This is a genomic window from Neobacillus sp. CF12 (assembly GCF_030348765.1).
GTDB lineage: Bacteria > Bacillota > Bacilli > Bacillales > Cytobacillaceae > Neobacillus.
In genome coordinates this window covers 4,328,482-4,353,606 of record NZ_JAUCEU010000007.1, presented here as the reverse complement: position 1 = coordinate 4,353,606, position 25,125 = coordinate 4,328,482, and the positions used below count along the sequence as shown (strand labels likewise).

The 25,125-nt window shown below is 39.3% G+C and carries 21 protein-coding genes; 14 read left to right on the top strand and 7 right to left on the bottom strand.

Features of this window, described 5'->3' with window-relative positions; translation table 11 throughout:
• Nucleotides 1-184: 184 nt before the first annotated feature.
• The 3 genes from QUG14_RS20610 (at nt 185) to QUG14_RS29790 (ending at nt 7,232) form a co-directional block, all read left to right on the top strand.
• Entirely contained in the window at nt 185-970 is a 786-nt protein-coding gene (locus QUG14_RS20610; protein WP_289342307.1) for an SDR family NAD(P)-dependent oxidoreductase, read from the top strand.
• 443 nt (nt 971-1,413) lie between these two features.
• Nucleotides 1,414-6,981, top strand: a complete 5,568-nt coding sequence (locus tag QUG14_RS20605; RefSeq protein WP_289342306.1) for a pullulanase — start codon at nt 1,414-1,416, stop codon at nt 6,979-6,981.
• A 104-nt stretch (nt 6,982-7,085) separates the two neighbouring features.
• Nucleotides 7,086-7,232 carry an LPXTG cell wall anchor domain-containing protein gene (locus tag QUG14_RS29790; RefSeq protein ID WP_353961111.1) on the top strand — a complete coding sequence of 49 codons (147 nt, stop codon included), beginning with the start codon at nt 7,086-7,088 and terminating at the stop codon, nt 7,230-7,232.
• Nucleotides 7,233-7,670: 438 nt separating this feature from the next.
• On the opposite strand, the gene QUG14_RS20600 is transcribed toward QUG14_RS29790, so the two are convergent.
• The 5 genes from QUG14_RS20600 to QUG14_RS20585 form a co-directional block, all read right to left on the bottom strand.
• A complete protein-coding gene (locus tag QUG14_RS20600) occupies nt 7,671-8,333 on the bottom strand; it encodes a DNA-binding response regulator (protein WP_289342305.1) in 663 nt (220 codons plus the stop codon).
• A gap of 520 nt (nt 8,334-8,853) precedes the next feature.
• Nucleotides 8,854-9,594, bottom strand: a complete 741-nt coding sequence (locus tag QUG14_RS20595) for a DUF4253 domain-containing protein (RefSeq protein WP_289342304.1) — start codon at nt 9,592-9,594, stop codon at nt 8,854-8,856.
• A gap of 14 nt (nt 9,595-9,608) precedes the next feature.
• Nucleotides 9,609-9,764 carry a GGDEF domain-containing protein gene (locus QUG14_RS29785; protein ID WP_353961082.1) on the bottom strand — a complete coding sequence of 52 codons (156 nt, stop codon included), beginning with the start codon at nt 9,762-9,764 and terminating at the stop codon, nt 9,609-9,611.
• Nucleotides 9,691-10,500, bottom strand: a complete 810-nt coding sequence (locus QUG14_RS20590) for a histidine kinase N-terminal 7TM domain-containing protein (RefSeq protein WP_353961081.1) — start codon at nt 10,498-10,500, stop codon at nt 9,691-9,693. The genes QUG14_RS29785 and QUG14_RS20590 overlap by 74 nt, the downstream gene beginning before the upstream one ends.
• Nucleotides 10,501-10,659: 159 nt before the next feature.
• The gene (locus QUG14_RS20585; RefSeq protein WP_289342303.1) at nt 10,660-11,847 is read right to left on the bottom strand and encodes an amidohydrolase; all 1,188 of its coding nucleotides are present in this window, start codon (nt 11,845-11,847) and stop codon (nt 10,660-10,662) included.
• Nucleotides 11,848-12,007: 160 nt separating this feature from the next.
• Between QUG14_RS20585 and QUG14_RS20580 the strand changes: the two genes are divergently transcribed.
• Together QUG14_RS20580 and QUG14_RS20575 are read left to right on the top strand one after the other, a co-directional pair.
• Nucleotides 12,008-13,582: an ATP-binding protein gene (locus tag QUG14_RS20580; protein ID WP_289342302.1), complete on the top strand. Its 1,575-nt coding sequence runs from the start codon at nt 12,008-12,010 to the stop codon at nt 13,580-13,582.
• Nucleotides 13,583-14,072: 490 nt separating this feature from the next.
• Nucleotides 14,073-14,690, top strand: coding sequence for a DUF2238 domain-containing protein (locus QUG14_RS20575; protein WP_289342301.1), 618 nt, complete (start codon nt 14,073-14,075; stop codon nt 14,688-14,690).
• A 253-nt stretch (nt 14,691-14,943) separates the two neighbouring features.
• On the opposite strand, the gene hprK is transcribed toward QUG14_RS20575, so the two are convergent.
• Entirely contained in the window at nt 14,944-15,879 is a 936-nt protein-coding gene (gene hprK / locus QUG14_RS20570; protein ID WP_289342300.1) for an HPr(Ser) kinase/phosphatase, read from the bottom strand.
• Between the two features lie 234 nt (nt 15,880-16,113).
• Between hprK and QUG14_RS20565 the strand changes: the two genes are divergently transcribed.
• From QUG14_RS20565 to QUG14_RS20540, 6 genes are all read left to right on the top strand, one after another.
• Entirely contained in the window at nt 16,114-16,833 is a 720-nt protein-coding gene (locus tag QUG14_RS20565) for a GntR family transcriptional regulator (protein WP_289342299.1), read from the top strand.
• 4 nt (nt 16,834-16,837) lie between these two features.
• Nucleotides 16,838-18,382, top strand: coding sequence for a gluconokinase (gntK, locus tag QUG14_RS20560; protein WP_289342298.1), 1,545 nt, complete (start codon nt 16,838-16,840; stop codon nt 18,380-18,382).
• An 18-nt stretch (nt 18,383-18,400) separates the two neighbouring features.
• Nucleotides 18,401-19,747: a GntP family permease gene (locus QUG14_RS20555; protein WP_289342297.1), complete on the top strand. Its 1,347-nt coding sequence runs from the start codon at nt 18,401-18,403 to the stop codon at nt 19,745-19,747.
• Between the two features lie 65 nt (nt 19,748-19,812).
• Nucleotides 19,813-21,219, top strand: a complete 1,407-nt coding sequence (gene gnd, locus QUG14_RS20550) for a decarboxylating NADP(+)-dependent phosphogluconate dehydrogenase (RefSeq protein ID WP_289342296.1) — start codon at nt 19,813-19,815, stop codon at nt 21,217-21,219.
• A gap of 210 nt (nt 21,220-21,429) precedes the next feature.
• A complete protein-coding gene (locus QUG14_RS20545; protein ID WP_289342295.1) occupies nt 21,430-21,927 on the top strand; it encodes a CBO0543 family protein in 498 nt (165 codons plus the stop codon).
• Nucleotides 21,924-22,391, top strand: coding sequence for a CBO0543 family protein (locus QUG14_RS20540; RefSeq protein WP_289342294.1), 468 nt, complete (start codon nt 21,924-21,926; stop codon nt 22,389-22,391). The genes QUG14_RS20545 and QUG14_RS20540 overlap by 4 nt, the downstream gene beginning before the upstream one ends.
• 141 nt (nt 22,392-22,532) lie before the next feature.
• Here the strand turns inward: QUG14_RS20540 and QUG14_RS20535 are convergent, their stop codons facing one another.
• Nucleotides 22,533-23,192 carry a hypothetical protein gene (locus QUG14_RS20535; protein WP_289342293.1) on the bottom strand — a complete coding sequence of 220 codons (660 nt, stop codon included), beginning with the start codon at nt 23,190-23,192 and terminating at the stop codon, nt 22,533-22,535.
• A gap of 283 nt (nt 23,193-23,475) precedes the next feature.
• On the opposite strand from QUG14_RS20535, the gene QUG14_RS20530 reads away from it, so the two are divergent.
• Genes QUG14_RS20530 through QUG14_RS20520 form a run of 3 tightly spaced genes read left to right on the top strand, consistent with a single transcriptional unit; the run spans nt 23,476 to nt 24,995 of the window.
• A complete protein-coding gene (locus QUG14_RS20530; protein WP_289342292.1) occupies nt 23,476-23,952 on the top strand; it encodes a DUF2975 domain-containing protein in 477 nt (158 codons plus the stop codon).
• Between the two features lie 10 nt (nt 23,953-23,962).
• Nucleotides 23,963-24,181, top strand: coding sequence for a helix-turn-helix domain-containing protein (locus QUG14_RS20525; protein ID WP_289342291.1), 219 nt, complete (start codon nt 23,963-23,965; stop codon nt 24,179-24,181).
• Nucleotides 24,182-24,224: 43 nt separating this feature from the next.
• Entirely contained in the window at nt 24,225-24,995 is a 771-nt protein-coding gene (locus QUG14_RS20520) for a DUF817 domain-containing protein (protein WP_289342290.1), read from the top strand.
• Nucleotides 24,996-25,125 lie beyond the last annotated feature (130 nt).

The window sequence follows — 25,125 nt, the reverse complement described above, 5'->3', positions numbered from 1 at the left end:
TAACCCATAAAAGGATAATAGTTTTATTTTTATAAACTATTTACTTATGGTAGGTTCCTCCGTCATTTATCAAAATGAGTTTTTTACTATCTCAAAAATCTAAATAAGTAGAATTTCATACATTTACCTCACATATGAATATTTAATAGTGTAATTTTTCATTACAAAAATATGGAGGAATAGGATGAAAGTATTCAATAAAGTCATTGTCGTAACAGGTGCTGGGGGCGGGATTGGGAGAGAACTCGTTTGCCAACTACTAGAAAAAGGAGCTAGAGTCGCAGCCATCCTCCACAAATCCGGAATAGAGGAAATACAGTCATTATCAAGAGTCTATGGCGATAAGATTTCGACCCACATGGCTAATATAGCTAACAGAGATGATGTGGAAAAGCTTCCAGAAGAGATTATCGCCAGTCACGGATGCATAGATGGAATTATTAATAATGCGGGAATTCTTCAACAGTTTCTTAGCGTGAATGACCTTGATTATGAACAAATTCAAAGGGTCATGGATGTAAACTTTTACGGTACGCTCTACATGTGCAAATCATTCATACCACACCTTTTAAATCGACCAGAAGCTCACATTTCAAATGTATCAAGCATGGGTGGTTTTCTTCCTGTGCCGCTTCAATCGATTTACTCTGCTTCAAAAGCAGCTGTCAAAATGTTAACAGAAGGCCTTCATTTAGAGCTTAGAGATACAAATGTAGGCGTAACCATCGTCTTTCCTGGTGGAGTCGACACGAACCTCGTCCGAAATTCTGGAATTGTATTAGAAGGAGTTGACAACCATTCATATAAGATGCTCAGCCCAAATGAAGCAGCTGCAATCATTATTAAAGGTATGGAAAATAAAAAATACCGAGTATTAGCCGGAAACGATGCAAAAATAATGGACTTTTTATATCGTTTAAATCCGAAAAAAGCAACAGACATCATTGCTAAAAAGATAAAAACACTTTAGAAAAAAGATTGACTTTTTGTTAGGTTTATCAAATACAGTAGGCAAGCCTTTGTTGAAATAGGATGTGTCTCTCCGTGGTCTCGAATCATCCCAATATTCTTAAAAATTTGATTGTAGTTCGGCTAAATTTGTTGTATATTGTAGATGCAACCGTTTGCATAAAAAGCTTTATTTTTTGTATTCCATTGTTAGCGTTTCTCTAAGAGATTAGTAGATAGAAGATTACCGCAAATATATTTTAGATGGATTTTCTATTAATGATTCTTTATGGAAAATTGCATTGGGACGCACAACATAACGCTTCTTTTTTTTACCTTTTTGCGCAAACGATTGCACAAGTAGGGCAATCCTATGAGTAACTGACCTTTTAAGCAATACACTAACATGAAAAAACACTCTTATGCTTCCCTATCCCAAAATATAAAAGGAGGTAATCTGAGTCAATGAGAAAAACTACAAAAAGGACTTTTTCCATGCTCATGACTGCGGTTATGCTTTTGAGCTTGTGGATACCTTATATCCCAAGTCTGGAAGCTAATGCTGCCGAGACGAACGTGGATGCATCTGTTTCAACTGATCGCGAGATTCGTTTCACGTACATTCGTGAAGATAAAACATTTGGCGATTGGAACATTTGGACTTGGAATACTGGCGTTAGTGATGGTCAAGTTACTTTTGATTCCTATCAAGACAACTATGCCATTGCTACTATTCCCGTAAGCTCAGAAACTACCCAAATGGGCTTTGTACTTCGCAGCACGTATGACTGGAATACCGCACAAAAGGAGTTCGGCGATCGTTTCATTCCTGTCAATAAGAATGACAGTATTACGAAAGCTTACATCACAAGTGGAGTGGAACAAATCCGCATCGTACCAGACGGATCCGCCCCTGTTATCGACCAGGGAAATGCGACATTCTATTATCGCGATAAACTGCTTTTTGCAAACGATGGTATGGATACCATCGAAAAAGTAGAATTAAAATTTGATGAAAAAACAACACCAATGACGTTTGAACCAGAGAATGAGAGATTTGTAGTGTCATACAACAACATTCCGAATGGCAAAAACGAATATTCCTACCTTGTGACCAAAAAAGATGGCACAACCGAGGAAGTAAGTGACCCTTACAACACTGTTAACGGCGTTTCTGTAATAGATTTTCAGAAAGCTGACCTAACAGTTTCAGGCACCGTTCAGCCTGCAGTGATGGACTATAATCAAAATGCTGTGCTGAGCATCGATGTACAGGGACTGACGAATGAATTGAAAGTCAACAAAATGTTTGCCGACGTCTCTTCCCTTGGAGGAGCAGAGCAGCTTGAGATTGACCCTGCGCTGAAAGAAGTCACGATTGCCGTGGATGACCATATCACAGCAGGAACAAAAACGATTCCTCTCACTGTGATTGATTCCTTCGGAAACTACTATAAAAGTTCAGTTTCAGTAGAGGTGAAGGCCCGACAGGCAGTTGGGGAAAATGACTTTGACTGGGATGAAAGCATCATCTACTTCATGCTGACTGACCGGTTCTTTGATGGTGATTCTACAAACAACGATCCTTATAATCAGAATTACGATGCCAAAAACGACCGTGGAACCTACCAGGGAGGAGACTTCAAAGGCATTTCTGAAAAATTGGATTACTTGGACAAGCTTGGTGTCAACACCATCTGGATCAGCCCAATCGTAGACAATATTAAGTACGATGCGCGCTATAACAACCCGGAAGGACATTCCTACTACGGTTACCATGGCTATTGGGCAAACAACTTTGGACAATTGAACCCTCACTTTGGAAGTATGGAAGATTTCCATCAACTAATTGACGCTGCCCATGAACGTGGTATCAAAATCATGGTCGACGTGGTAGTAAATCACACGGGTTATGGATTAAAAGAAATCGATGGAACTGTGGCAAATCCGCCTGCAGGCTACCCAACTGATGCAGACCGCGCCCGATTCAGCTCCCTTGTCCGCCAAGGTTCTAATGTTGGAACAGATGAGGTTGTTGGAGAGCTGGCAGGTCTTCCGGATTTAAAAACTGAAGATCCAGCAGTCCGCCAAGCAATCATTGACTGGCAAACAGACTGGATTGAAAAGTCTAGAACAACAAACGGAAATACCATCGACTACTTCCGTGTGGATACGGTAAAACACGTGGAAGATGCTACCTTGATGGCATTTAAGAATGAACTTACCAAAATCATGCCGGAGCACAAAATGATTGGTGAATTCTGGGGCGGAAGCGCTGATCAAAACGGCGGCTATCTTGAGTCAGGAATGATGGATTCCCTGCTTGATTTTGGCTTTAAAGACATCGCCCATAATTTGGTCAACGGCAAACTAAAGGACGCAAACGACGCTCTAATTGCTCGCAACGGAAAAATAGATAATACGGCCACTCTTGGTCAATTCCTGGGAAGCCATGACGAAGATGGATTCCTGTACAAGGAAGGAAATGACAAAGGCAAGCTGAAGCTGGCAGCATCCCTGCAGGCAACAGCAAAAGGCCAGCCGGTCATCTATTATGGAGAAGAGCTTGGCCAAAGCGGTGCCAACAACTATCCACAGTATGACAACCGTTATGACCTTGCCTGGAATCAGGTAGAAAACAATGATGTACTACAACACTATACGAAGGTCTTGAACTTTAGGGCTGATCATTCAGAGGTGTTTGCCAAAGGTGAACGCTTGACAATCGGCGGCTCTGATAGCGACAAGTTCCTTGTTTTTGCCCGAAATTACGAAAACGAAGCAGCATATGTCGGCTTAAACGTCGCAGACAGCGCTAAGGAAGTTACTTTTACATTGGATTCCCAAGACGCAGTTGTGACAGACCATTATTCAAATCAGACTTACAGTGCTTCGGCAAATGGCACAGTTGCTCTGACCATACCTGCAAAAGCAGACGGCGGTACAGTACTGCTTACCGTAGATGGCGGCAGCATCACAGCTGCTGACAGTGAAGGTGGCAATGCTGGAGGCAGTGTTGAACCCGTTCCTGCGAATCACCTCCGCATTCACTACAACCGTACAGATGGTAATTATGAAAATTACGGTGCTTGGCTGTGGAATGATGTAGCTTCCCCTTCTGCCAATTGGCCCGTCGGAGCAACTATGTTTGAAAAAACAGACAGCTACGGTGCCTATATTGATGTACCACTTAAAGAGGGTGCGAAAAACATTGGATTCCTCGTAATGGATATAACCAAGGGCGACGCTGGTAAAGACGGCGGAGACAAGGGATTCACCATTACATCTCCTGAAATGAACGAAATCTGGATCAAGCAAGGATCGGACAAGGTCTACAACTACGAACCAGTAGATCTGCCGGCAAACACAGTCCGTATCCATTATGTTCGTGACAACAGCGATTACCAAAATTTCGGCGCATGGCTATGGGGTGATGTTGAATCACCCTCTGCCAACTGGCCGACAGGAGCTGACCCTTTCTCCGGCACAGACCGCTACGGTGCGTATGTTGACGTGAAGCTTTCGGAGGGCGCAAAAAACCTAGGCTTCCTTGTGATGGATGTAACCAAAGGCGATGCTGGTAAAGACGCCGGAGACAAGTCCTTTAACCTGCTGGACAAATATAATCACCTTTGGATCAAACAAGGTGACAACAATGTCTACATCTCACCTTATTGGGAGCAGGCAACAGGAATCACTAGAGCAGAAGTCATCTCTGAAAATACCATTCTGCTTGGTTTTACCATGACAGAAGGTCTGACACCAGACAGCTTAAAAGGCGCACTCGACATCAAGGATGCTGACGGCGGTGCTGTGGCAATTGAATCTGCTGAAATTACTGGAGCCACTTCTGCAAAAGTAACAGCAGCATTCGACATAGAAAAACTTCCATTATCCGTATCGTATGCAGGCAGGACCGTATCAGCCGCTACGGGATGGAGAATGCTTGACTCTATGTACGGATACGAAGGTAATGACCTTGGCGCAACCTTTAAAGATGGCGCTGTTACCCTAAAACTTTGGGCTCCAAGAGCAAGCAAGGTCGTGGCAAACTTCTTCCATAAAGATAATGCAGCTGAGCAAATCGGCAGCATAGCGCTGACCAAAGGCGAAAAAGGGGTATGGGCTATTGACGTTGCTCCGACCGAACTGAACACATCTGATTTAGAAGGTTATTTTTACCAATATGAAGTGACAAACGATGGAGTAACCAACAAAGTTCTTGACCCTTATGCCAAATCAATGGCAGCCTTCACGGTCAATACGAAAGGCGAAGCTGGCCCTGATGGAGATAGTGTCGGCAAGGCAGCAATTGTTGACCTGAGCGGCACGGACCCTAAAGGCTTTGATTTTGCAAACATTAAAGGGTATGAAAAGCGTGAAGATGCCATCATCTATGAAGCACATATTCGTGACTTTACTTCCGACCCGTCCATCGAAGGCGATTTAAATGCAAGATGGGGTTCCTATAAGGCCTTCATGGATAAACTTGATTATCTGAAGAAAATGGGTGTCACACACGTTCAACTGCTTCCGGTAATGGCGTGGTATTATGGCGATGAAACCAAAATGGGACAACGAGAGCTGAAATACTCAGCCGGAGGAAATGAATACAACTGGGGCTATGACCCGCATAGTTACTTCTCTCCAGATGGCGCTTATTCAGAGGATCCAACCAATCCAGAAAAGCGCGTAAAAGAGCTGAAAGGATTGATTGATGCCATCCATGATGCTGGAATGGGTGTTGTTCTTGATGTGGTTTATACGCACATGGCAAAATCAAGCATGTTAAATGACATTGTACCGAACTACTATGCATTCCAAGACGATAAAGGCAACTTCCTCGGCGGCTTCGGAAACAACTTGGCAACAAGCCATAAAATGGCCGAAAAGCTGATGGTGGACTCGGTAAAATACTGGTTTGATGAATATAAAATCGATGGCATGAGGTTTGACATGATGGGAGATGCAACTTATCCTTCCATCCAAAATGCCTATGATGCAGCAGCTTCCATTAATCCAAATGCCCTGTTCATCGGTGAAGGCTGGAGAACATTTGCCGGTCACATCGGCGAGCCTGAACTGAAAGGAATGGGAGCGGACCAAGATTGGATGGACAAAACAGACAATGTCGGAGTATTTTCTGATGAAATCCGCAATGAATTGAAGTCTGGCTTCGGTTCAGAAGGCGAACCTAGATTCATTACAGGCGGAGCAAGAAGCATCGACACCATTTTTAACAACATCAAAGGCCAGCCATCCAACACTTCTGAGGATGATCCTGGTGATATGGTTCAATACATTGAAGCGCACGACAACATGACACTTTATGATGTGATTGCCCAGTCTATCAAGAAGGATCCTTCTATTCCAGAAAACAACCTAGAGATCCATAAACGTATCCGCATTGGAAACTCCCTGATTCTGACTTCACAGGGAACTGCCTTCCTGCATGCAGGACAGGAATATGGCCGGACAAAGCAATGGCTTGGTGAAGGTGTACCAGAACAGAAATACCATGAACTGACAGACGCACAAGGCAGCTCATTTGGATACTTTATTCATGATTCTTACGATTCATCCGATGCCATAAATATGTTCGACTGGCAGAAGGCTGTGAATAAGAAACAATATCCAATCAATACAGAGACGCGTGAATTTACTCAAGGTTTGATTGAACTAAGAAAGTCAACAAATGCTTTCCGTTTGGGGGACCAACAGTTGGTTAACCAAAACGTAAATCTGCTTGACCTTCCAGAAATAAAGGATACAGACCTTGTTATAGCTTACGAGGCAGTTTCCACTGACCATACTGGAACCTACTATGTGTTCGTTAATGCCGATTCCCAAGAGCGGGCTTTGACACTTGGAGACTATAATCTCTCTAAAGGCAAGGTAGTCGTCGACAGCGACGAAGCAGGCACAACCCCCGTTTCTCATAAGTCAGGCTTCACACTTGCGAATGGAACACTGACAATTGATCCATTAACAACGATTGTGTTCAAAGTTGGTGGCAAGTCTGCTAAAAAATAGGAGATGGGAAAGATTCTGGCGACGGTCAGAACCCTGGATATGGTCAAAAAACCGGCAACGGGCAATAACCTGGTGACTTTTCATCCGAAAATGATGGAACAGATCTGCCTGTATCGCAAGAAGGTCAGAAACTTCCAAATACTGCAACCTCATCATACAACCTGTTCGTTCTTGGACTATTGATTCTGGTTGCAGGCGGAATAATGATTTTCGTAAGGAAAAGAAATGAAATTGGAAGGCTTAAAGACTAATTCATTCATTACTGACACTCAATAGGAAAGAAGGGTATCCCAGCGTGGGATACCCTTCTTCTAGTTCACCTGTAATTATGGATGCTATAAACCACTTTTTAGGGTAAGGTTCACCGTAACGCATCAAAATGAGGTTCTCTTGGATTAAAGAATGCTAAAATCGAAGTACCCTTTTTGTTAACAATACAATCACTTTCATTTAAATAAGAAGTAAGAAGTCTTGTCCTTAAAGTAACCAGCGAAAGTAAAATAAGCGGAGATTTTTCGGTTAGATACAGAATGGAGCTCGTTTCGGGGTATATAAGGGGAGGTTTTCCGATTATGCAAAGCAAAATCCCCCATTTTCACGTTTTTCGAGTCAATAGGCGGAATCTCTCCGTCTATTTAAGCTATTTTTTATTTTATTTACTAATTAAGCGAAATTTTTCCGTCTATTTATCAGATCGGGTGCTTAACCTGATCCCCCAACCGATAAGAGCGGATCCTCTTGATCCCAGATGCGGGAATCAACATCTTTTTATCGACTAGTTGAGTAAGTACTTTTTTTACCGTCTTGTCACTTAGCTTCAAATACTTCTCGACTTCTATAGGGGAAATGGCTTCTCCTTTTCGAATTGCTAGCCGAAGCACTTCCTTTTCGACAAAGGACAGAGATGTCTGGTCCAGTTCATCACCCATCCATCGGCCAATCACTTGCTGAACAATCTGTTGGCATCGACGAGGATGCTCTTTCACTTGGTCATAAGAAAAGCGTATCACGGTCCATCCATCAATCACCAACTGGTTTTGACGTTCCAAGTTGTCGGAAAATTGCCATCTGCTTATGTTCTTTAGGTGAGGGCCATACCCGTCGACCTCAAAGCAAATTCGGATGGCGGGACGAATATAAGCAAAATCCAAATACCTTTTGCCATCCTTGAAATCATCGACTTCATATTCTGGATGAAGATACCTGAAATGGTAAAATAAAGGCCACCACACTTGCTTCAAAAACAACCCTTCAGCCTGGTTGTGACCTTCTTGTAAGCGCCTCAACCGTTCACCGGTTCTTGCCTGTAAGTGAGCATTCAAAAAGGCCTGGTATTCTTCTTCAAATCCCATAGCATCACCCTCTTATTCAATGGTCATATCTTTTACAGCACCCTTAATATACTATAGCCGATCTATCATTCAAACAAAATTCAGTGGACAAACCTTAACAAATTTGGAAACCGTTCAATTTCTTCTACTATCAGCTTTGCGTACATTAGATGCCACGAATGAATCATCTCCATTATTTATTTATTTGAACTTCGGGCAGATTTTTAAAATTAATGAGTGTTAATGCGAGTGAAAAAAAAGAGGTTTAATATGGCTTCAATTGGAGAAAGTAAAAGGCAAATAAAGACTTGCGGAGTAGCTAATCTAATATAGAATATTTAGAGAAGAATTTGAGGATGGAACATTTTCAGTTTAAAGTAAATCTATTATTTGTCAATTTATTCTTGCTATCCTACAATCACTTAGAATAGAAATTCCAATAATCTGTTCATAAGCTGGACAAATATTTAATGATGAAATACTTGCCCTAGCTTATTTATCTTTAATTTCACCATGATCTTGAAGTAACACCCTAAACTTACTAATCCCACCAAAAATACCATATCGAAGAATTAATAAGTGTTCCTGCTAGAGAATTTACTGTTCCAACCCCTTGCCAGACTATATCACCACAAAAACCAAATTGTTCCCAAGCCAGTAATTCAGATTCTGCTTTTGTCTTAGGAGGATTTTCAACAAATAATTCCCATACATCCTGGGTTACTAAAGCGGGTGTTGCTCCATATTTTTCGTACCAGTATTTGAATACTGCAACTTGTTCCTCTGGCATAGGACATTCATTAAATCCACCCATTGGAACCCAAGCAGCTACCTCCCAAGGTTTGTCCGTTGGAACTTTAGCAATAATGATTTTCTTATTTATTGCATCCTCAATTGATAGAAAATGGTTCATCTGTTCTTCTATTGAAAACTCACCGGCAATATCATCATCTTCCTCCATAGGCATGACGTCATCAAGTAGTTTCTTTAATAATTCTTTTACATCAATCTCCTTCGATTTGGCTATAATTGAGGCTCGATTTTCAGGTAGGTACTCCTTACCAATCTCGGAATCAACGATTTCTACCATCATCTCGGAAGGTATAATGATAAGTGGTGTATATCCTTCTCTTTTACCCTCAATGAGCGCTTGACGATACCTCGTCATAACATTTTTAACATCGTTCCCCGCAATAACCGAACAGTCGCAACCCAATTTAGTAATTATTTCTTCAATATAGTCTTTCTTTTCCCTTTTCCGAAATTTATCGAATATACCCACGAGTTTTACATCCCCTACCGCATTGATTTAATCCCTTCATAGACATGGACTTGATTCCGTCCTTCTCGTTTTGCTGAATATAATGCCTTGTCTGCCTTATTCAATAACTGGTACAGTGTTTCGTCTTTCTCTGTTGTCGCTTCCGCCACTCCGCAGCTTATAGACACCATCATTGATACTATTAAAAATCGCATCTTTCGCAATAGGCATAATCGTAAACATACGCGAAGAGCTAATCGACCACAAATATAAAAGGGAAGATAGCCATAATACCATGGGTACCGGATCGATTCCTGGTGGAGTGAGTCCGATTAAATACAAAAAAGCTGTTAGGATCGGAACTAGTTGACCACATAGTAATGAGATGAATTGCGGACGATAAACCTTCGTTGTTTCTTTCCAACGAGAGAGTACGAGTAAAAATGCGACAAACATGCAGGCAAATGTGAAAACTCCATGAATCATATACCATATGCCTATTTCTAAGTGAATGTAAGGTGCCCCTAAGTTTGCATCAAGTTCAAACACTCTATAATGAAGATGATGCAAATCATTCGTAGCAACCATAATCAAGCTAATGAAGGGAATAATCAGAAGAGCGATACACCTTTTCTTTGTTATTTCATACCCCAAATAATGCATAATAAACAATAATCCCACAGGTGGAGAAAAAGGGAAACCAACATATTGAATGATTGTCCAAAATTTCATTTGCTCAAGTGTCGTGGACATTAAACCGAACGCAGAAGCAAAACAATAAATCGTTATAAACGCGGTATTGAGAATAAAAAGTCGAGAGATATTTGTATAATGATGACGTTTTATGATGACATATAATAATAAAAACAAATTAAAAACGCCTGATGTACAAATAAGAGTAATATAAGCTGTCAATTCCGAATTCACGGTGAGATACCTCTTCTAGATAAGAATTTTAATTTTAATTTAGCATATCTGGAAGGTAATGTGATGCTTTAATTAAACAATAATCCAATGAAACAAAACGATAACATGCAAAAACCCTCTCACTTAAATGAAGTTGTGAGAGGGTTTTTTAAAGTTCTCTTAGTCTAATTGATAATAACTGCAAACAACTTGCCCTACAGCTTTAGCGGCTACTAGGAGTGCATCTTCATCGATATCAAATTTAGGATGATGATTGAAGTACGGATCTTCTACCCCTTTTGGTGAACAAGCGATGTAAAAAAAGCAGCCCGGGAATTTTTCAGCATAATAAGCAAAGTCTTCGGATGGAGACATGGCCGGAAATTCTTTCACTTCTTTAATATCCTGATCCTCCATTCTTCGCAAGCTTTCTGCAACCATTGCCGTAAGTTCAGGGTCATTGTATAAAGGCGGATAATCTGGAGTATACGTAAGTTCACAGGTTACGCCAAATTCCTCTTCAATTCCTCGAACAATCCGTCTTATTTCTTTTTCAATCGTTTCTTTTGTTTCTACCGTCATATAGCGAATATCACCTTCAAGTTCAACGCTGTCCTTGATTACGTTAAATGTACCTTTTCCATCAAAAGATCCAATCGTAATAACACCGACATCAAATGGACTTAATCTCCGGCTAATAATCGTTTGAGCAGCAGTAACGAAATGTGCAGCAGCCACAATAGCATCGTTGGCTAGATGCGGAGAGGAACCATGTCCACCCCTCCCTTTCACCTTCAACTTCATATATGCTCGTCCATTGAAGGAATAGCCAGCATGATATCCTACTGTCCCAGCAGGTCCCATCGGCAACAAATGAATGCCAAATATTGCATCTAAATCATCAATCATTCCCGACTCGACAATACTTTTGGCTCCCCCTGGCGGAACTTCTTCAGCATGTTGGTGAATGATTTTGATGGTGCCTGGGATGGAGTCTTTTAATTGAATAAGACAATCAGCCAAAACTAACAAGTATGCTGTATGTCCGTCGTGCCCGCATGCATGCATGACACCTTCATTCTTTGACTTAAACGGCACATCCGCTTCTTCTACGATAGGGAGTGCATCAAAATCAGCACGAAGACCAATGGTTTTTCCCGGTTTTCCACCTTTAATTGTAACGATAATGCCAAAACCATTCCCAACATTCGTTTGGATATCAACATCTTTGCCTTTATAAAAATTCGCAATGTACTGAGCTGTTTTCTCCTCTTTAAAAGAGATCTCAGGATTTTCATGTAAATAGCGGCGGATTTCGATGATTTCTTCTTTCCGTGATTCTACCATGCTCATTAATTCACGTTTCAACTTGTTCGTCTCCTCTTTTGATCGCAAGGTATTTTTAATATTAGTATATTTAATCTTTAAACCAAAATCCTGATATATGATAATATTAGTATTATTTTATAGCGATAATATTATGTTAACTAAATAGTGGCTCAAGCATTTCATAGAGGTGAAATAAAAGGTGAATATTCAAAGAATTCATAGTAAAAATGTTTTGTTAATCCGTATTTTATGGGGCTGCTTTATCCTATGTATGCTCGTCCAAATCTTAAAACATAAAGACCCTACTTTTATCAGTATCCTTTTTGGCAGTGGAGTTTTAGTATGTGGAACCATTTCCATTTTCGTTTTCAAGAAAATATTTATTAAGCAAACCATGTATTTATGTGTACTAGGAATGTCATTTGTTACCTTTGTACTTATAGATAATGAGCCTGTAATAGCTAATTTCTACCTCATCTTTTTAGTCATTTTTATTCTATCTTTATATCATGATTACCGCCCCGTCATTTTAATGAGTATACTTAGTGTTTTTATAGGTGCCCATTTTTATAAATACGAGGAACGTCTTAATTATACGTATCATCAAGGTGATTTTTCTTATTTTTTATTTACTCTTTCTGTTACCTTTCTAGTCGCCTTCCTGCAAATTCGCTATAGCAGAGCAGTAGAAAAGGAGGATAATGCGAAAAAGGAAGAAGTAAGAAAGGACAATGAACAACAAATAGTAGCTCTAATAAATTCAATGCCAGATTTAATTTATATTCAGGATAGCACAGGAAGATTTATTGAAATGAATCAGTATGCTAAAGATTTATTTAAACTGAAAGATACTGAGTATAGGAATAAACATTTAGACGAACTTTTTTCCAAAAATGAATGGTTTAGAAACTTTCAAAATTGCTTTTCTAACGATGAAATCTCTTGGGAGAAAGGTATACCTTTTAGATTCGAATTGGAACTTTCTATAGAAAATCAATTCTCCGCTATATTTGATATTATCAAGGTTCCTACATTTTACGCAGACGGTAGTAGGAAAAATTTATTGGTGATTGGACGTAATATTACAGAACAAAAGAAGGCACAAGACCTAATTTTAAGATCAGAAAAACTTGCTGTGGTAGGTGAACTTGCTGCTGGTGTTGCACATGAAATACGAAACCCTCTAACTTCAATAAAAGGTTTTATGCAGTTAGCGAATCAACAAGGTGAATTTAATCCCCGTTACGTACAATTAATGTTAAGTGAAATTTCTAGAATTGAGTCGATTGTTTCCGAATACTTATCATTAGCGAAGCCAAACCAAAACTCACCAAAGTCTCTTCAAAATATTGATACTCTTGTGAGAAATGTGATTACTCTTTTTGAAAGTCAAACAAACCTAAAGAATATTATGATTCACTCGAAATTAGATCATTCCTACCAAATCTTGTGTAATCCCAACGAAATTAAACAGGTGTTGATTAATATCTTTCAAAATGCCATTGAAGCCATTGGTAGTAATGGGGATATCTTTATATCTGTAAAGAATATCCTCGAAGACGGAGTAGAAATTATCGTTATTGACAACGGATGTGGTATTGAGAAAGAACGATTAAAGAAAATAGGTGAACCATTTTTCTCAACGAAGGAAAAGGGAACAGGGCTGGGGTTATTAACTTCTAACCGTATTATTGAAAAACATAATGGTACGATAAAGATTCATAGTGAAGTAAATAAAGGGACCGAAGTGAGAGTTTTTTTGCCCACTAATTAATCGAAAGACTAATGGGAATTTTTATAATTATTATTGGCCCATATATAAGGATATCTCAACTTATACACAGCAATTTGCAGAATGATTTTACGTCTAGAAAGTATTCTCACAATCAAAGAAGTATGGCAATGGTATACTATACCATTGCCACTTTTTTAATGCCTCATTTACTTATGATAAGGTTCAACTTGGTGTATCTAAATGAGGTTTTACAATTTTATTTACTTTATAAAAACAAATTCTTCCATATGAATAGACATTCTTTTCAACTTTCCAATTGTGTCTCTTAGCCTTTTATTATTTTTCTATTTGAATGTTTCTTTATTTCTTTAACTTCTTATGGTTTATCCTTCAAGAAGACTGTATTTTCCACACGAACAAATCCTCTCTTTTTGTCTTTTTTGGAACCTGACACCCTATGCCTCTTTCTATACTTTTTAGCTGTTTAGCAAATACTATATACATCTTATTTTCTGATGGAGTGATTTGAGTGTCTCGTAAAAAAGGTAGTTCGATACATTTTTTCTTGTTATTTGTTGTTATGCTTGTTCTTATTTGGTCCCTGATTAAACCTGAGGAAGGTTATATGGTTTTGTTGATGGAAGTTTTACCTTCAGTATTAGTTTTATTATTCTTGATTTCAAGATACAACCAGTTTCGCCTTACCACTGTTTCCTATTTCATTATTACCCTTCTTGTTCTATTAACGTTTATAGGAGGGCATTATTCTTATTCCAAAGTTCCTCTCTTTACATGGATCAAAGATTATTTTGATTTACAAAGAAACCACTATGATCGATTTGGTCATTTTATTAAGGGGCTTATGGTCATAGTTATAATAGAGATATTATTAAAGAAAACTGCTTTAATGAAAAGTAAAACGACAAATTTTATTGCTCTATGTATAACACTAGCAATCGGGGCTTTGTACGAAATCATTGAGTGGGCAAGTACAAAAATAGGGAAAGAAGGGAAAGCCACAAAAGAATTTTTAGGCATGCAAGGAGACATATGGGACGCCCAGTGGGATATGGCATTTTTATTATTGGGTTCTATTCTTTCGCTTTTATTCACAAAAATCCTTTATAAAGGATTGGTTCATAAATAACGTAGGTATCTCATCTGATTTGGATAGAAAACAACAATCTCCTGGTTCAAATTTCTGTAAAAAAACATTTCTAAGTGCCCATTTTCTTATTGGGCACTTAGAGCCTCTATTGAAACATTGCTTTCCATCGAAAAATATGCAAATTAATTATTCATAACCTGGTATTTTTGGCTTGTTTTTATTTTCATGAATCAAAACCTCATTTACTTATGATAAGGTTCATGCACTTAATTATAAAAAGGCATTTTTACAGTTATTCCCCGCCAGATTTCTGTATATCCGCTTCAACCCTGCTCATGAACTCTTCTACCGCACTGTACCCTTGCTGTTTTAAATACCAGTTATTTGCTGCTGCCTCTATCAACCCTGCTACATCACGTCCAGGCTGAAGTTGGATTTCCATGGAGGGGATTTTCACCCCCATATAGTCGGTATAGTGATATTCCTGTTCTAGATCATTATATAAAGCATCCTTTTCCCACTTCGTTAAATGAATATCAAGGGAAATTCGTGTTTCATCTTGAAATGCCTTCCGACCATATAAGCGGACTACATTTAACAATCCAATACTGCGGAGGGCCAGAAACTCCTTCGTTTTACCATCATGAGTACCCAGTATGGTTTGCGTACTCAACTTCTTGAGGACAACGACATCATCCGATACCAGCCGGTGGCCGCGACGAATTAACGTGTGAGCCGTCTCGCTTTTTCCTACACCCGAACTTCCACGTAGTAAAATCCCAATGCCCGATACATTCATACAAACTCCATGCACCGCCATTTCTGGTGCTAACTCCTTTACCAAAAACGCATCCAATTTCGCAATAAACTCTGAAGTTGTTTCAGGCTGATTGGTTACTAATAAAGGGATGCCCTGTTCGGTACAATGGTGAATTAAATAGGTAAGCCCTTCCTCACCAGCCGTCACGATAAAACATGGCGGATGATAGTGAACGATATTCCCGATTCGAATTTTACGTTCCTCTTTACTTAACTTATGTAAATAGGTAATTTCCTTTTTTCCTAAAATCTGAATTCGCTCCGTTGGAAAAAAATCAAAATGGCCCACAAATTCCAATCCCGGACGATGTACCTGTGATTGCGTAATGTGCTTCTGCAGGTGATTTTCTCCAGCCAGTACTTTCAATGAATACTTTTGAACCAAGTTTTCTATTGTTACTTTTTTCAACCTATACTCACGTCCTAGCAGCCTTTTATTAATAGATTATACTTAAATTTGCTGGAAACGTCATCCATTTAGGGAATAGTAACTTAGTTAGAGGCAAGATAATAGGAACGAATACAGCCTTAGGTTAGTAATCAATAGTCCAGTAATTAACAAACTAAAAAGCGCTTGCATATTTTAAAAATCCTATTATAATACTTGTATACAAGTAGACTTGAATTTATACGAGGTGAATTTATGGCCGCACAGAATGAATTTCTCTATCCCGCAAAATGGCTTTCCAAAGCTTCAGCTGGAGAGCGTGTTACCTCCGAACTTAGAATGCGAATTATTTCGGGCATGATTGAAAGCGGTACCGTCCTATCGGAAAATAAATTAGCTGCAGATTTTGCAGTAAGCCGGTCACCCATTCGCGAAGCATTAAAAACGCTGGCATCTGAAAAGATCATCCGATTAGAAAGAATGGGAGCCACGGTTGTAGGTTTAACGGAAAAAGAATATGCAGAAATTTATGATGTCCGTATCCTGATCGAAACGTTTGTATTTGAACGGCTTGTAGGAATGGAAACGGCTGAATTAGTAACAGAACTTAGTAAAATACTTGAAATGATGAAAATCGCCATAAAATACCAAGATGCTGATGAGTTCTCCTTTCAGGATGTCCTCTTCCATGAAACGATTATTCGGGCAATCAATCATTCTTACATCCTGATGATCTGGGATAATTTAAAACCTGTGATGGAAGGCTTAATTCTCCTCTCTATGCGCAGTCGTTTTAAAGAAAAGTATGAAGACTTTGGAAGGATCATAAATAATCATGAACTTTATATTAATGCCATTAAAACAAAGGATCGAGACCTAATGGTTAAATCGTTACATCAAAACTTTGATGATGTTCAAGAGAAAGTTGAAGACTTATGGAGGTCGCAACTCATGCTTTCAAAAGGAGGGGAATAATAAAATGGCTACCTATATGTTAGGCGTAGACATCGGTACAACTAGTACAAAAGCTGTTTTATATACGAAAAATGGCGATGTTATTCATACAGAAAATATCGGTTATCCGCTTTACACACCGGATATATCAACTGCAGAACAAAACCCGGAAGAAATTTATCAAGCTGTTTTGACAGCCATTTCAGATATAACAAAAAAGCATTCAGATAAAAAACTATCATTCATCTCATTTAGCAGCGCGATGCATAGTGTTATTGCGATGGATGAAAATGACCAGCACCTGACCCCTTGTATCACATGGGCAGATAATCGAAGTGAAGCTTGGGCCCATAAAATTAAGGATGAATTAAATGGCCAAAATGTATACAAACGAACGGGAACACCGATTCACCCGATGTCACCACTATCCAAAATTACCTGGATTGTCAATGAACGTCCTGAAATCGCTGTCAATGCAAAAAAATATATCGGTATTAAGGAATATATTTTCAAGAAATTCTTTGATCAATATGTTGTGGATCACTCCATTGCCTCTTGCATGGGAATGATGAATCTCAAAACACTCGATTGGGATGAAGAAGCATTACAAATCTCTGGTATAACAAGAGATCAGTTATCCGAACTTGTTCCAACAACGAAGATATTTACCAACCTTAATCCAGATTTAGCAAAACAGATAGGGATCGATCCACAAACCCCATTTGTTATAGGCGCAAGTGATGGGGTCCTTTCAAATCTGGGTGTAAACGCTATCCGTAAAGGAGAAATCGCTGTCACGATTGGGACAAGCGGTGCGATTCGGACGATTATTGACGAGCCGAAAACAGACGAAAAAGGAAGAATCTTTTGTTATGCCTTAACGGAAAAACATTGGGTGATTGGCGGACCCGTGAACAATGGCGGGATGGTGCTTCGTTGGATACGTGATGAATTCGCCTCTTCAGAGGTAGAAACAGCCAAAAGGCTTGGAATCGATCCTTATGAAGTCTTAACCAAGATTGCTGAACGTGTACGACCAGGTGCCGATGGATTGTTATTCCATCCATACCTCGCCGGAGAACGTGCACCATTATGGAATCCAGACGTTCGTGGTTCATTCTTTGGTTTAACCTTGTCTCATAAAAAAGAACATATGATTCGTGCTTCTCTTGAAGGTGTCATATTCAACTTATACACCGTATTTTTAGCATTAATTGAATGCATGGACGGCCCTGTTACCCGAATTCAAGCTACTGGCGGCTTCGCAAGGTCAGATGTTTGGAGGCAAATGATGTCCGATATCTTCGAATCGGAAGTCGTGGTTCCAGAAAGCTACGAAAGTTCGTGCCTTGGCGCCTGTATATTAGGCTTATATGCCATCGGGGAAATAGATTCATTTGAGGTTGTTTCCGAAATGATTGGAAGTACCCACATGCATACGCCGAAAGAAGACGCTGTAAAAGAGTATCGGGAATTGCTGCCAATCTTTATTAACCTATCAAGAGTATTAGAAAATGAATATACACAGATTGCAAATTATCAAAGAAACTTACTAAACACAACTAGATAACCATAGGGAGGAAGTACAATGCCATTAGTTATAGTAGCACTAGGAATTATTGCATTATTAATTTTAATCATGGGCTTAAAGTTAAACACCTTTATTTCATTAATCATTGTATCGTTTGGGGTAGCCCTAGCACTTGGAATGCCGCTAGAGGAAGTTGTTAAAACCATTGAAGCAGGATTAGGCGGAACACTTGGCCATATCGCTTTAATCTTTGGACTTGGAGCCATGCTCGGTAAGTTAATCGCTGATTCAGGCGGTGCGCAGCGAATTGCGATGACTCTTGTAAACAAATTTGGTGTTAAAAATACACAATGGGCAGTAGTAGTTGCCTCATTCATTATCGGTATCGCGTTATTTTTTGAAGTAGGATTAGTATTATTGATTCCAATTGTCTTTGCGATTTCAAGAGAATTAAAAGTTTCAATCTTGTCACTTGGTATCTCTATGACAGCAGCATTATCCGTAACACATGGTTTCTTGCCGCCACATCCTGGGCCAACAACGATTGCCGGTGAACTTGGTGCCGACATTGGAGAAGTATTACTTTATGGTTTCATTGTTGCTGTCCCTACGGTAATCTTAGCTGGGCCAGTTTTTACAAAGATTGCGAAAAAACTTGTACCGGAATCATTTACAAAAATGGGCAGCATTGCCTCATTAGGTGAACTAAAAACATTTAAAATTGAAGATACACCTAAGTTCGGAATCAGTGTATTCACTGCTTTACTACCTGTTATCTTAATGTCTATTGCAACCATTATTACTTTAATGCAAAAAACAATGGGCTTTGAAGATAACTCTGTACTAGCAGTAATCCGTTTTATCGGTGAAGCAGGTACGGCCATGTTGATCTCGCTATTATTTGCCGTATATTCAATGGGTATCGCAAGAAAAATTCCGATGAAAGATGTCATGGAGTCGTGTACACAAGCCATCCTGCACATCGGTATGATGCTATTAATCATTGGTGGCGGTGGTGCCTTCAAGCAAGTATTAATTAACGGCGGTGTAGGTGACTATGTAGCAGAATTATTCAAAGGCACTGCTATCTCACCGATTATCCTCGCATGGATGATCGCTGCCATTTTACGTATTGCATTAGGATCTGCTACCGTTGCGGCATTAACAACATCTGGTTTAATCATTCCAATGTTAGGACAATCGGATGTTAACCTTGCTCTGGTCGTTCTTGCAACAGGTGCCGGAAGTGTCATTCTTTCCCACGTTAACGATGCAGGTTTCTGGATGTTTAAAGAATACTTTGGGTTAAGCATGAAAGAAACCTTTGCAACATGGACGTTGCTTGAAACGATTATTTCTGTAGCCGGACTAGGATTTGTTCTATTATTAAGCTTGTTTGTATAACATTCCAGGCAGTAAACCTAAGGGTTTTTACTGCCTATTCATCTTAGAAAAAGGAGCATGAAAACATGTTGAATACAATTGGCGTCATTGGTTTAGGGGTTATGGGCAGTAATATCGCTTTAAATATGGCGAATAAAGGCGAACAAGTGGCCGTCTATAATTACACAAGAGATTTAACCGATCAGTTCATGGAAAAATTAGATGGGCAGAGTATTACCCCTTACTACGAAATTCAAGATTTCGTACAGTCTTTAGAATCTCCGAGAAAAGTTTTTGTGATGGTGACAGCGGGCAAGGCTATTGATTCGGTAATCGCAGCGTTAGTACCATTTCTAGCAGAAGGCGACGTGATTATGGATGGCGGTAACTCTCATTACGAAGATACGGAACGTAGATACGATGAGTTAAAGTCTAAAGGTATCGGTTATTTAGGAATTGGGATTTCTGGCGGCGAGGTTGGTGCATTAACGGGACCTTCTATCATGCCAGGCGGTGATAAAGACATCTATGAAAAAGCAGCACCCATTCTTACAAAAATTGCAGCTTACGTGGACAATGATCCTTGTTGTGCCTATATGGGTCCAAAAGGTGCCGGTCACTTTGTAAAAATGGTACATAACGGGATCGAGTATGCCGATATGCAATTAATCGCTGAAGCCTATACGTTTTTAAGAGAAAGGTTACATTTATCGGTGGATGAAATTGCCGACATCTTTGAAACATGGAATCAAGGTGAATTGAAAAGTTATTTAATTGAAATCACGGCAGAAATTTTACGCAAAAAAGATGAAATAACAGGCTTACCGCTGATTGATGTCATTTTGGATAAAGCCGGCCAAAAAGGCACCGGCAGATGGACAAGCATTCAAGCAATTGATAATGGTGTCCCTGCATCCATTATTACTGAATCATTATTTGCTCGTTACATTTCTGCTATAAAAGAGGAACGGGTTAATGCGGAAAATATCTTAACTGGCCCCAAGAATGTCCAACAAAAATTAGACAAAAATGAGTGGATTGACTCCATTAGACAAGCTTTATATATGGGAAAGGTTTGTGCATATGCGCAAGGTTTTACACAATATAAGATGACTTCTGAACTTTATGGCTGGGATTTGCCGTTAAAGGATATTGCACTAATTTTTCGCGGTGGATGCATCATTCGGGCAGAGTTCTTAAATGTGATAAGCGATGCCTATCAAGATCAAGCCGATTTAGCGAATTTATTAATCTCTCCATATTTTGCTGAAAAAGTTCAAGACTATCAAATCGGCTTGCGTAAAGTAGTCTGTGAGGGCATTAATTCAGGAATTTCATTCCCGTGTTTAAGTGCTTCACTTTCCTATTACGACAGCTATCGAACAGGCACCTCAAATGCTAACCTTTTACAGGCACAACGTGATTATTTCGGCGCCCACACCTATGAACGACGTGATTTAGCAGGCACTTATCACACCAACTGGAATGGATAGAATAACTTAAGCTGAAGGATGCACGATCAATTCATTGACTGTGTGTACCCTTCAGCTTTTTCTTTTCATCAGAAAACCACACAAGGTCCACCAAACATCTAAGGTACTCTGCCTGCTAAACATTCGCAATTGAATACGATTTGAGCAAATGGAAAATACTTTTATTGACAGTAATATTTTTCATTTTATCGGGATAGGAGTTTTATAAGCATGCTGATGGAGCATTTAATTCTAGTTGCAATGTGGCTGTTTGGCTTTATCAGCTTTATTCTGTTTATTCCTCGAAAAGATTGGCGCAAAGGTATCTTGGGATTCTTGATGTTTCAAGCAATCATTTGGCTCTGCGATATGCCTGCTTTTACATTTGGTTTACTAAGTGCACCTGTAAGGGAGTTCCCAAAAGCAACAGATCTTCCCTTGACTATTGATTATTGGTTTTACCCTGTATTGTTTTCCATCTATTACGTCAGAAGGAGAGTAAATGTCAGTCTATGGTCCAGAGTGAGATACTTTTTTATTTGGATCTCTGTCAGCACATTGATTGACATTGTTATTGAGAGGTACACAGATTTATTAAAATATGAAATCTTACGCTGGTGGGGGATGTGGATTTACATCGGGTTTCTCTTTTATGTCAGTCAAGTTTGCTGTAATTGGTTCTATAAGGACAAAACACTGTTTCAAGTTGAACGGTGGGAAACCAAATGAGAATAGAATGGTGGATTTTAATATCCGTTTACGTAGTGGCAATAGGAATTCTCCTCTTTATACCGAAAACGAAAATACGACTTGCCGTTGTAGGTTTTTTGTTCACACAGGTTATTACTTTTGCTATGGGTTTAGTAGCTGTCGAATTGGGACTGCTTGAATATCCGATTCGGTTCTTTGCTTCCATCAATCGGGCGAGCTTCACTTTTGAGTATTTTGCTTTTCCAGTAATATGTGCAGCCTTTAACGTATGGTACCCCAATAGCCGAAGTACTCTTATTCAAGTAGGATATTATGTTGGATTTAGTTCTGTGTTAACAATTGCTGAAGTCATTATCGAAAAATACACCGACCTCATTGAATACCTGCACTGGGAATGGTATATTTCATGGATTACTATTTGTCTATCTTTGTATTTGTCGCGTTTATTTTGTGTTTGGTTTTACAATAAGGGGAGAACGTAAAATATGATTTCTTTTACTCCCCTTTTATTAAACCATCCTTTACCTTCTTACTTGTTTCAATGGCCAATGGTAGAATTCAAAAAAATCCTCCCAATTCAAAAAAGAGGCTTCTAATTTAATAGAAACCTCTCCCTATCAAAATTACCAACATCTACATTTAAATAAACAATTGATATTCCTGCATTGCTTGCGTTCGTTAGAATGATTGTCTTGCTTTTTCCAAGGGTTGTAATAATTCCTGTTGTCTTGCTTCCCCTTATCATTGCAATCTTTCTTTTTGTTGTCTGAGTGATCTTGCTTCTTACAGCCGCAATCATTGTGCTTGTCTTTATTGTCTTCCTTCTTACAATCATCATGCTTATCGTTTTTGTCTTGCTTCTTACAACCACAGTCATTGTGCTTGTCTTGCTTCTTACAACCACAGTCATCGTGTTTGTCTTGCTTCTTACAACCACAGTCATCGTGTTTGTCTTGCTTCTTACAACCACAGTCATCGTGTTTGTCTTTATTATCTTCCTTCTTACAGTCATCGTGCTTATCGTTTTTGTCTTGCTTCATACAACCACAATCATCATGCTTGTCTTTGTTATCTTCCTTTTTACAGTCATCGTGCTTGCCGTTTTTGTCTTGCTTATTGCCGCCGCCGTGCTTGCCGCCCTTGTCCTGCTTATTGCCGCCACCATGCTTATCGTTGTTATCCTTTTTGTTATCATCATGTTGGTCGTTTTGATCATGTTTGTCCTTATTGTCATGCTGGTCTTTGCCATGGTCATGCTTATGATGGTGTTTCTTACCTTTCATTCCCCATACTCCCTTTCTTAACTTACGCTTTTATATACTTAGTTTATTAAGAGTTTGGAAAATGGCTTGGACGAACATCCATCACTTGTCTTTTTTATTGTCCTAAAATTAATTGAAAACTAGAGCATTCCATTAGGGCTTGTACCTATTAAAAATAGGTAAGTATGTATGATAGGTTTAAATCGATTCAATAATAATATATTAAAAGAGAGTAATTACTTATTGTAATTCGATAAATTATATTCTATAATCAATTTGAAAATAAATAAGTGAGGTGCTTTTTATGAAACGTGGTTCAACACTCTTTTTAAGACTAGCTGTTATTCTAATTGCAACTCCCGTTTTGGCTTTGGGTATTTTTGGTTTGACTTGGTTGCCTAAAAATCCAGCAAATCCAGATTATGCTCATATACTCTATCCGATTGTAGTAGGTATGTATGTGTCGGTGATACCGTTTTTCGGTGCATTGTTCCAGGCTTTTAAGCTTTTAGGCCATATTGATAAGAATCAAGCTTTCTCTGACTTGTCTGTTAAAGCTCTAAAGAATATCAAAATCTGTGCCATCACAATTAGTGTATTGTATACAATTATTTTGCCATTTGTTTTTATGGTAGCCGAGCTGGATGATGCACCGGGTCTTGTCATAATTGGAATGGTCCCTATCTTTGCTTCCATGGTAATCGCGGTTTTTGCTGCAGTTCTTCAAAGACTCTTACAAGAAGCGATTGATATAAAATCAGAAAATGACTTAATCGTCTGAGGTGATAACAATGGCAATTATAATCAATATTGATGTGATGTTGGCGAAAAGGAAAATGAGCGTAACCGAACTTTCAGAGCGGGTTGGAATCACAATGGCTAACCTTTCTATTTTGAAAAATGGAAAGGCAAAAGCGATTAGGCTTTCAACTTTGGAGGCAATATGTAAAGCTTTAGACTGTCAGCCTGGAGATCTTTTAGAGTACAGAAGTGATGAAGATATCAAGTAAGCAGGACCTAACGATTCAGCAAAAACCTGTGGAGGCACGACTCATGAGAGCACTAAAACAACTTGTTCGTTTTGGTTGGCAGCAGGCCCTATCATGTTTGTTTCCTGTCGTTATTTTTGCCTCTTTGGCTTTTACACAAATCGTGCCACTTCCCTTCCTGCCGCGGTATGACTGGCTGCTTATCATCTGCCTTTTGATGCAATGGTGGATGGTGCGTTCTGGGCTTGAAACTCGAGATGAACTGAAAGTCATCACCTTGTTCCATCTCATTGGACTTGCGCTGGAACTTTTCAAGACACATATGGGTTCCTGGTCATATCCAGAGGAAGGATATTTCAAAATCTTCGGAGTGCCTTTGTATAGCGGATTCATGTACGCAAGTGTTGCGAGTTTTCTTTGCCAGGCGTGGCGGAGGTTAAAGGTTGAACTGGTCAAGTGGCCACCGTTCTTGGTCGTGGTCTCTCTTGCAGCAGCGATTTATTTAAATTTTTTCACCCACCATTTTTGGATCGACATTCGTTGGTGGTTATCGGCTCTTGTCATCATCGTCTTTTGGAAATCATGGGTCACATACGAGGTTGGTGGAACACGCTACCGTATGCCACTCGCACTGTCGTTTGTGCTCATCGGATTTTTTATCTGGATAGCCGAAAATATCGCAACATTCTTTGGAGCATGGGAATACCCGAACCAAACCGAGGCATGGAGTCTCGTGCATTTAGGAAAAGTAAGTTCATGGCTCCTATTAGTGATCGTCAGTTTTCTTATTGTAGCGACGTTAAAGTTGGTAAAGGGAAAAATTCCACAAGAATAGATTGTTCAAAACCATGGGGACGGTTCCTATGGTTTTTTTTATATGAATAAAAAATGCCAGTAGAACCGTCCCCATTATCCTTTATCGTTTGACAATCGTCTAAAATGTAGTAAGAGGATGTTTGAGGAGG

Bases quoted from the DNA above. Each gene is read 5' to 3' on its own strand.
- QUG14_RS20610 (WP_289342307.1), top strand. From the start codon at position 185: ATGAAAGTATTCAATAAAGTCATTGTCGTAACAGGTGCTGGGGGCGGG.
- QUG14_RS20605 (WP_289342306.1), top strand. From the start codon at position 1,414: ATGAGAAAAACTACAAAAAGGACTTTTTCCATGCTCATGACTGCGGTT.
- QUG14_RS20600 (WP_289342305.1), bottom strand. From the start codon at position 8,333: ATGGGATTTGAAGAAGAATACCAGGCCTTTTTGAATGCTCACTTACAG.
- QUG14_RS29785 (WP_353961082.1), bottom strand. From the start codon at position 9,764: ATGGTGTCTATAAGCTGCGGAGTGGCGGAAGCGACAACAGAGAAAGAC.
- QUG14_RS20565 (WP_289342299.1), top strand. From the start codon at position 16,114: ATGGCCGCACAGAATGAATTTCTCTATCCCGCAAAATGGCTTTCCAAA.
- gntK (WP_289342298.1), top strand. From the start codon at position 16,838: ATGGCTACCTATATGTTAGGCGTAGACATCGGTACAACTAGTACAAAA.
- QUG14_RS20555 (WP_289342297.1), top strand. From the start codon at position 18,401: ATGCCATTAGTTATAGTAGCACTAGGAATTATTGCATTATTAATTTTA.
- gnd (WP_289342296.1), top strand. From the start codon at position 19,813: ATGTTGAATACAATTGGCGTCATTGGTTTAGGGGTTATGGGCAGTAAT.
- QUG14_RS20545 (WP_289342295.1), top strand. From the start codon at position 21,430: ATGCTGATGGAGCATTTAATTCTAGTTGCAATGTGGCTGTTTGGCTTT.
- QUG14_RS20540 (WP_289342294.1), top strand. From the start codon at position 21,924: ATGAGAATAGAATGGTGGATTTTAATATCCGTTTACGTAGTGGCAATA.
- QUG14_RS20535 (WP_289342293.1), bottom strand. From the start codon at position 23,192: ATGAAAGGTAAGAAACACCATCATAAGCATGACCATGGCAAAGACCAG.
- QUG14_RS20530 (WP_289342292.1), top strand. From the start codon at position 23,476: ATGAAACGTGGTTCAACACTCTTTTTAAGACTAGCTGTTATTCTAATT.
- QUG14_RS20525 (WP_289342291.1), top strand. From the start codon at position 23,963: ATGGCAATTATAATCAATATTGATGTGATGTTGGCGAAAAGGAAAATG.
- QUG14_RS20520 (WP_289342290.1), top strand. From the start codon at position 24,225: ATGAGAGCACTAAAACAACTTGTTCGTTTTGGTTGGCAGCAGGCCCTA.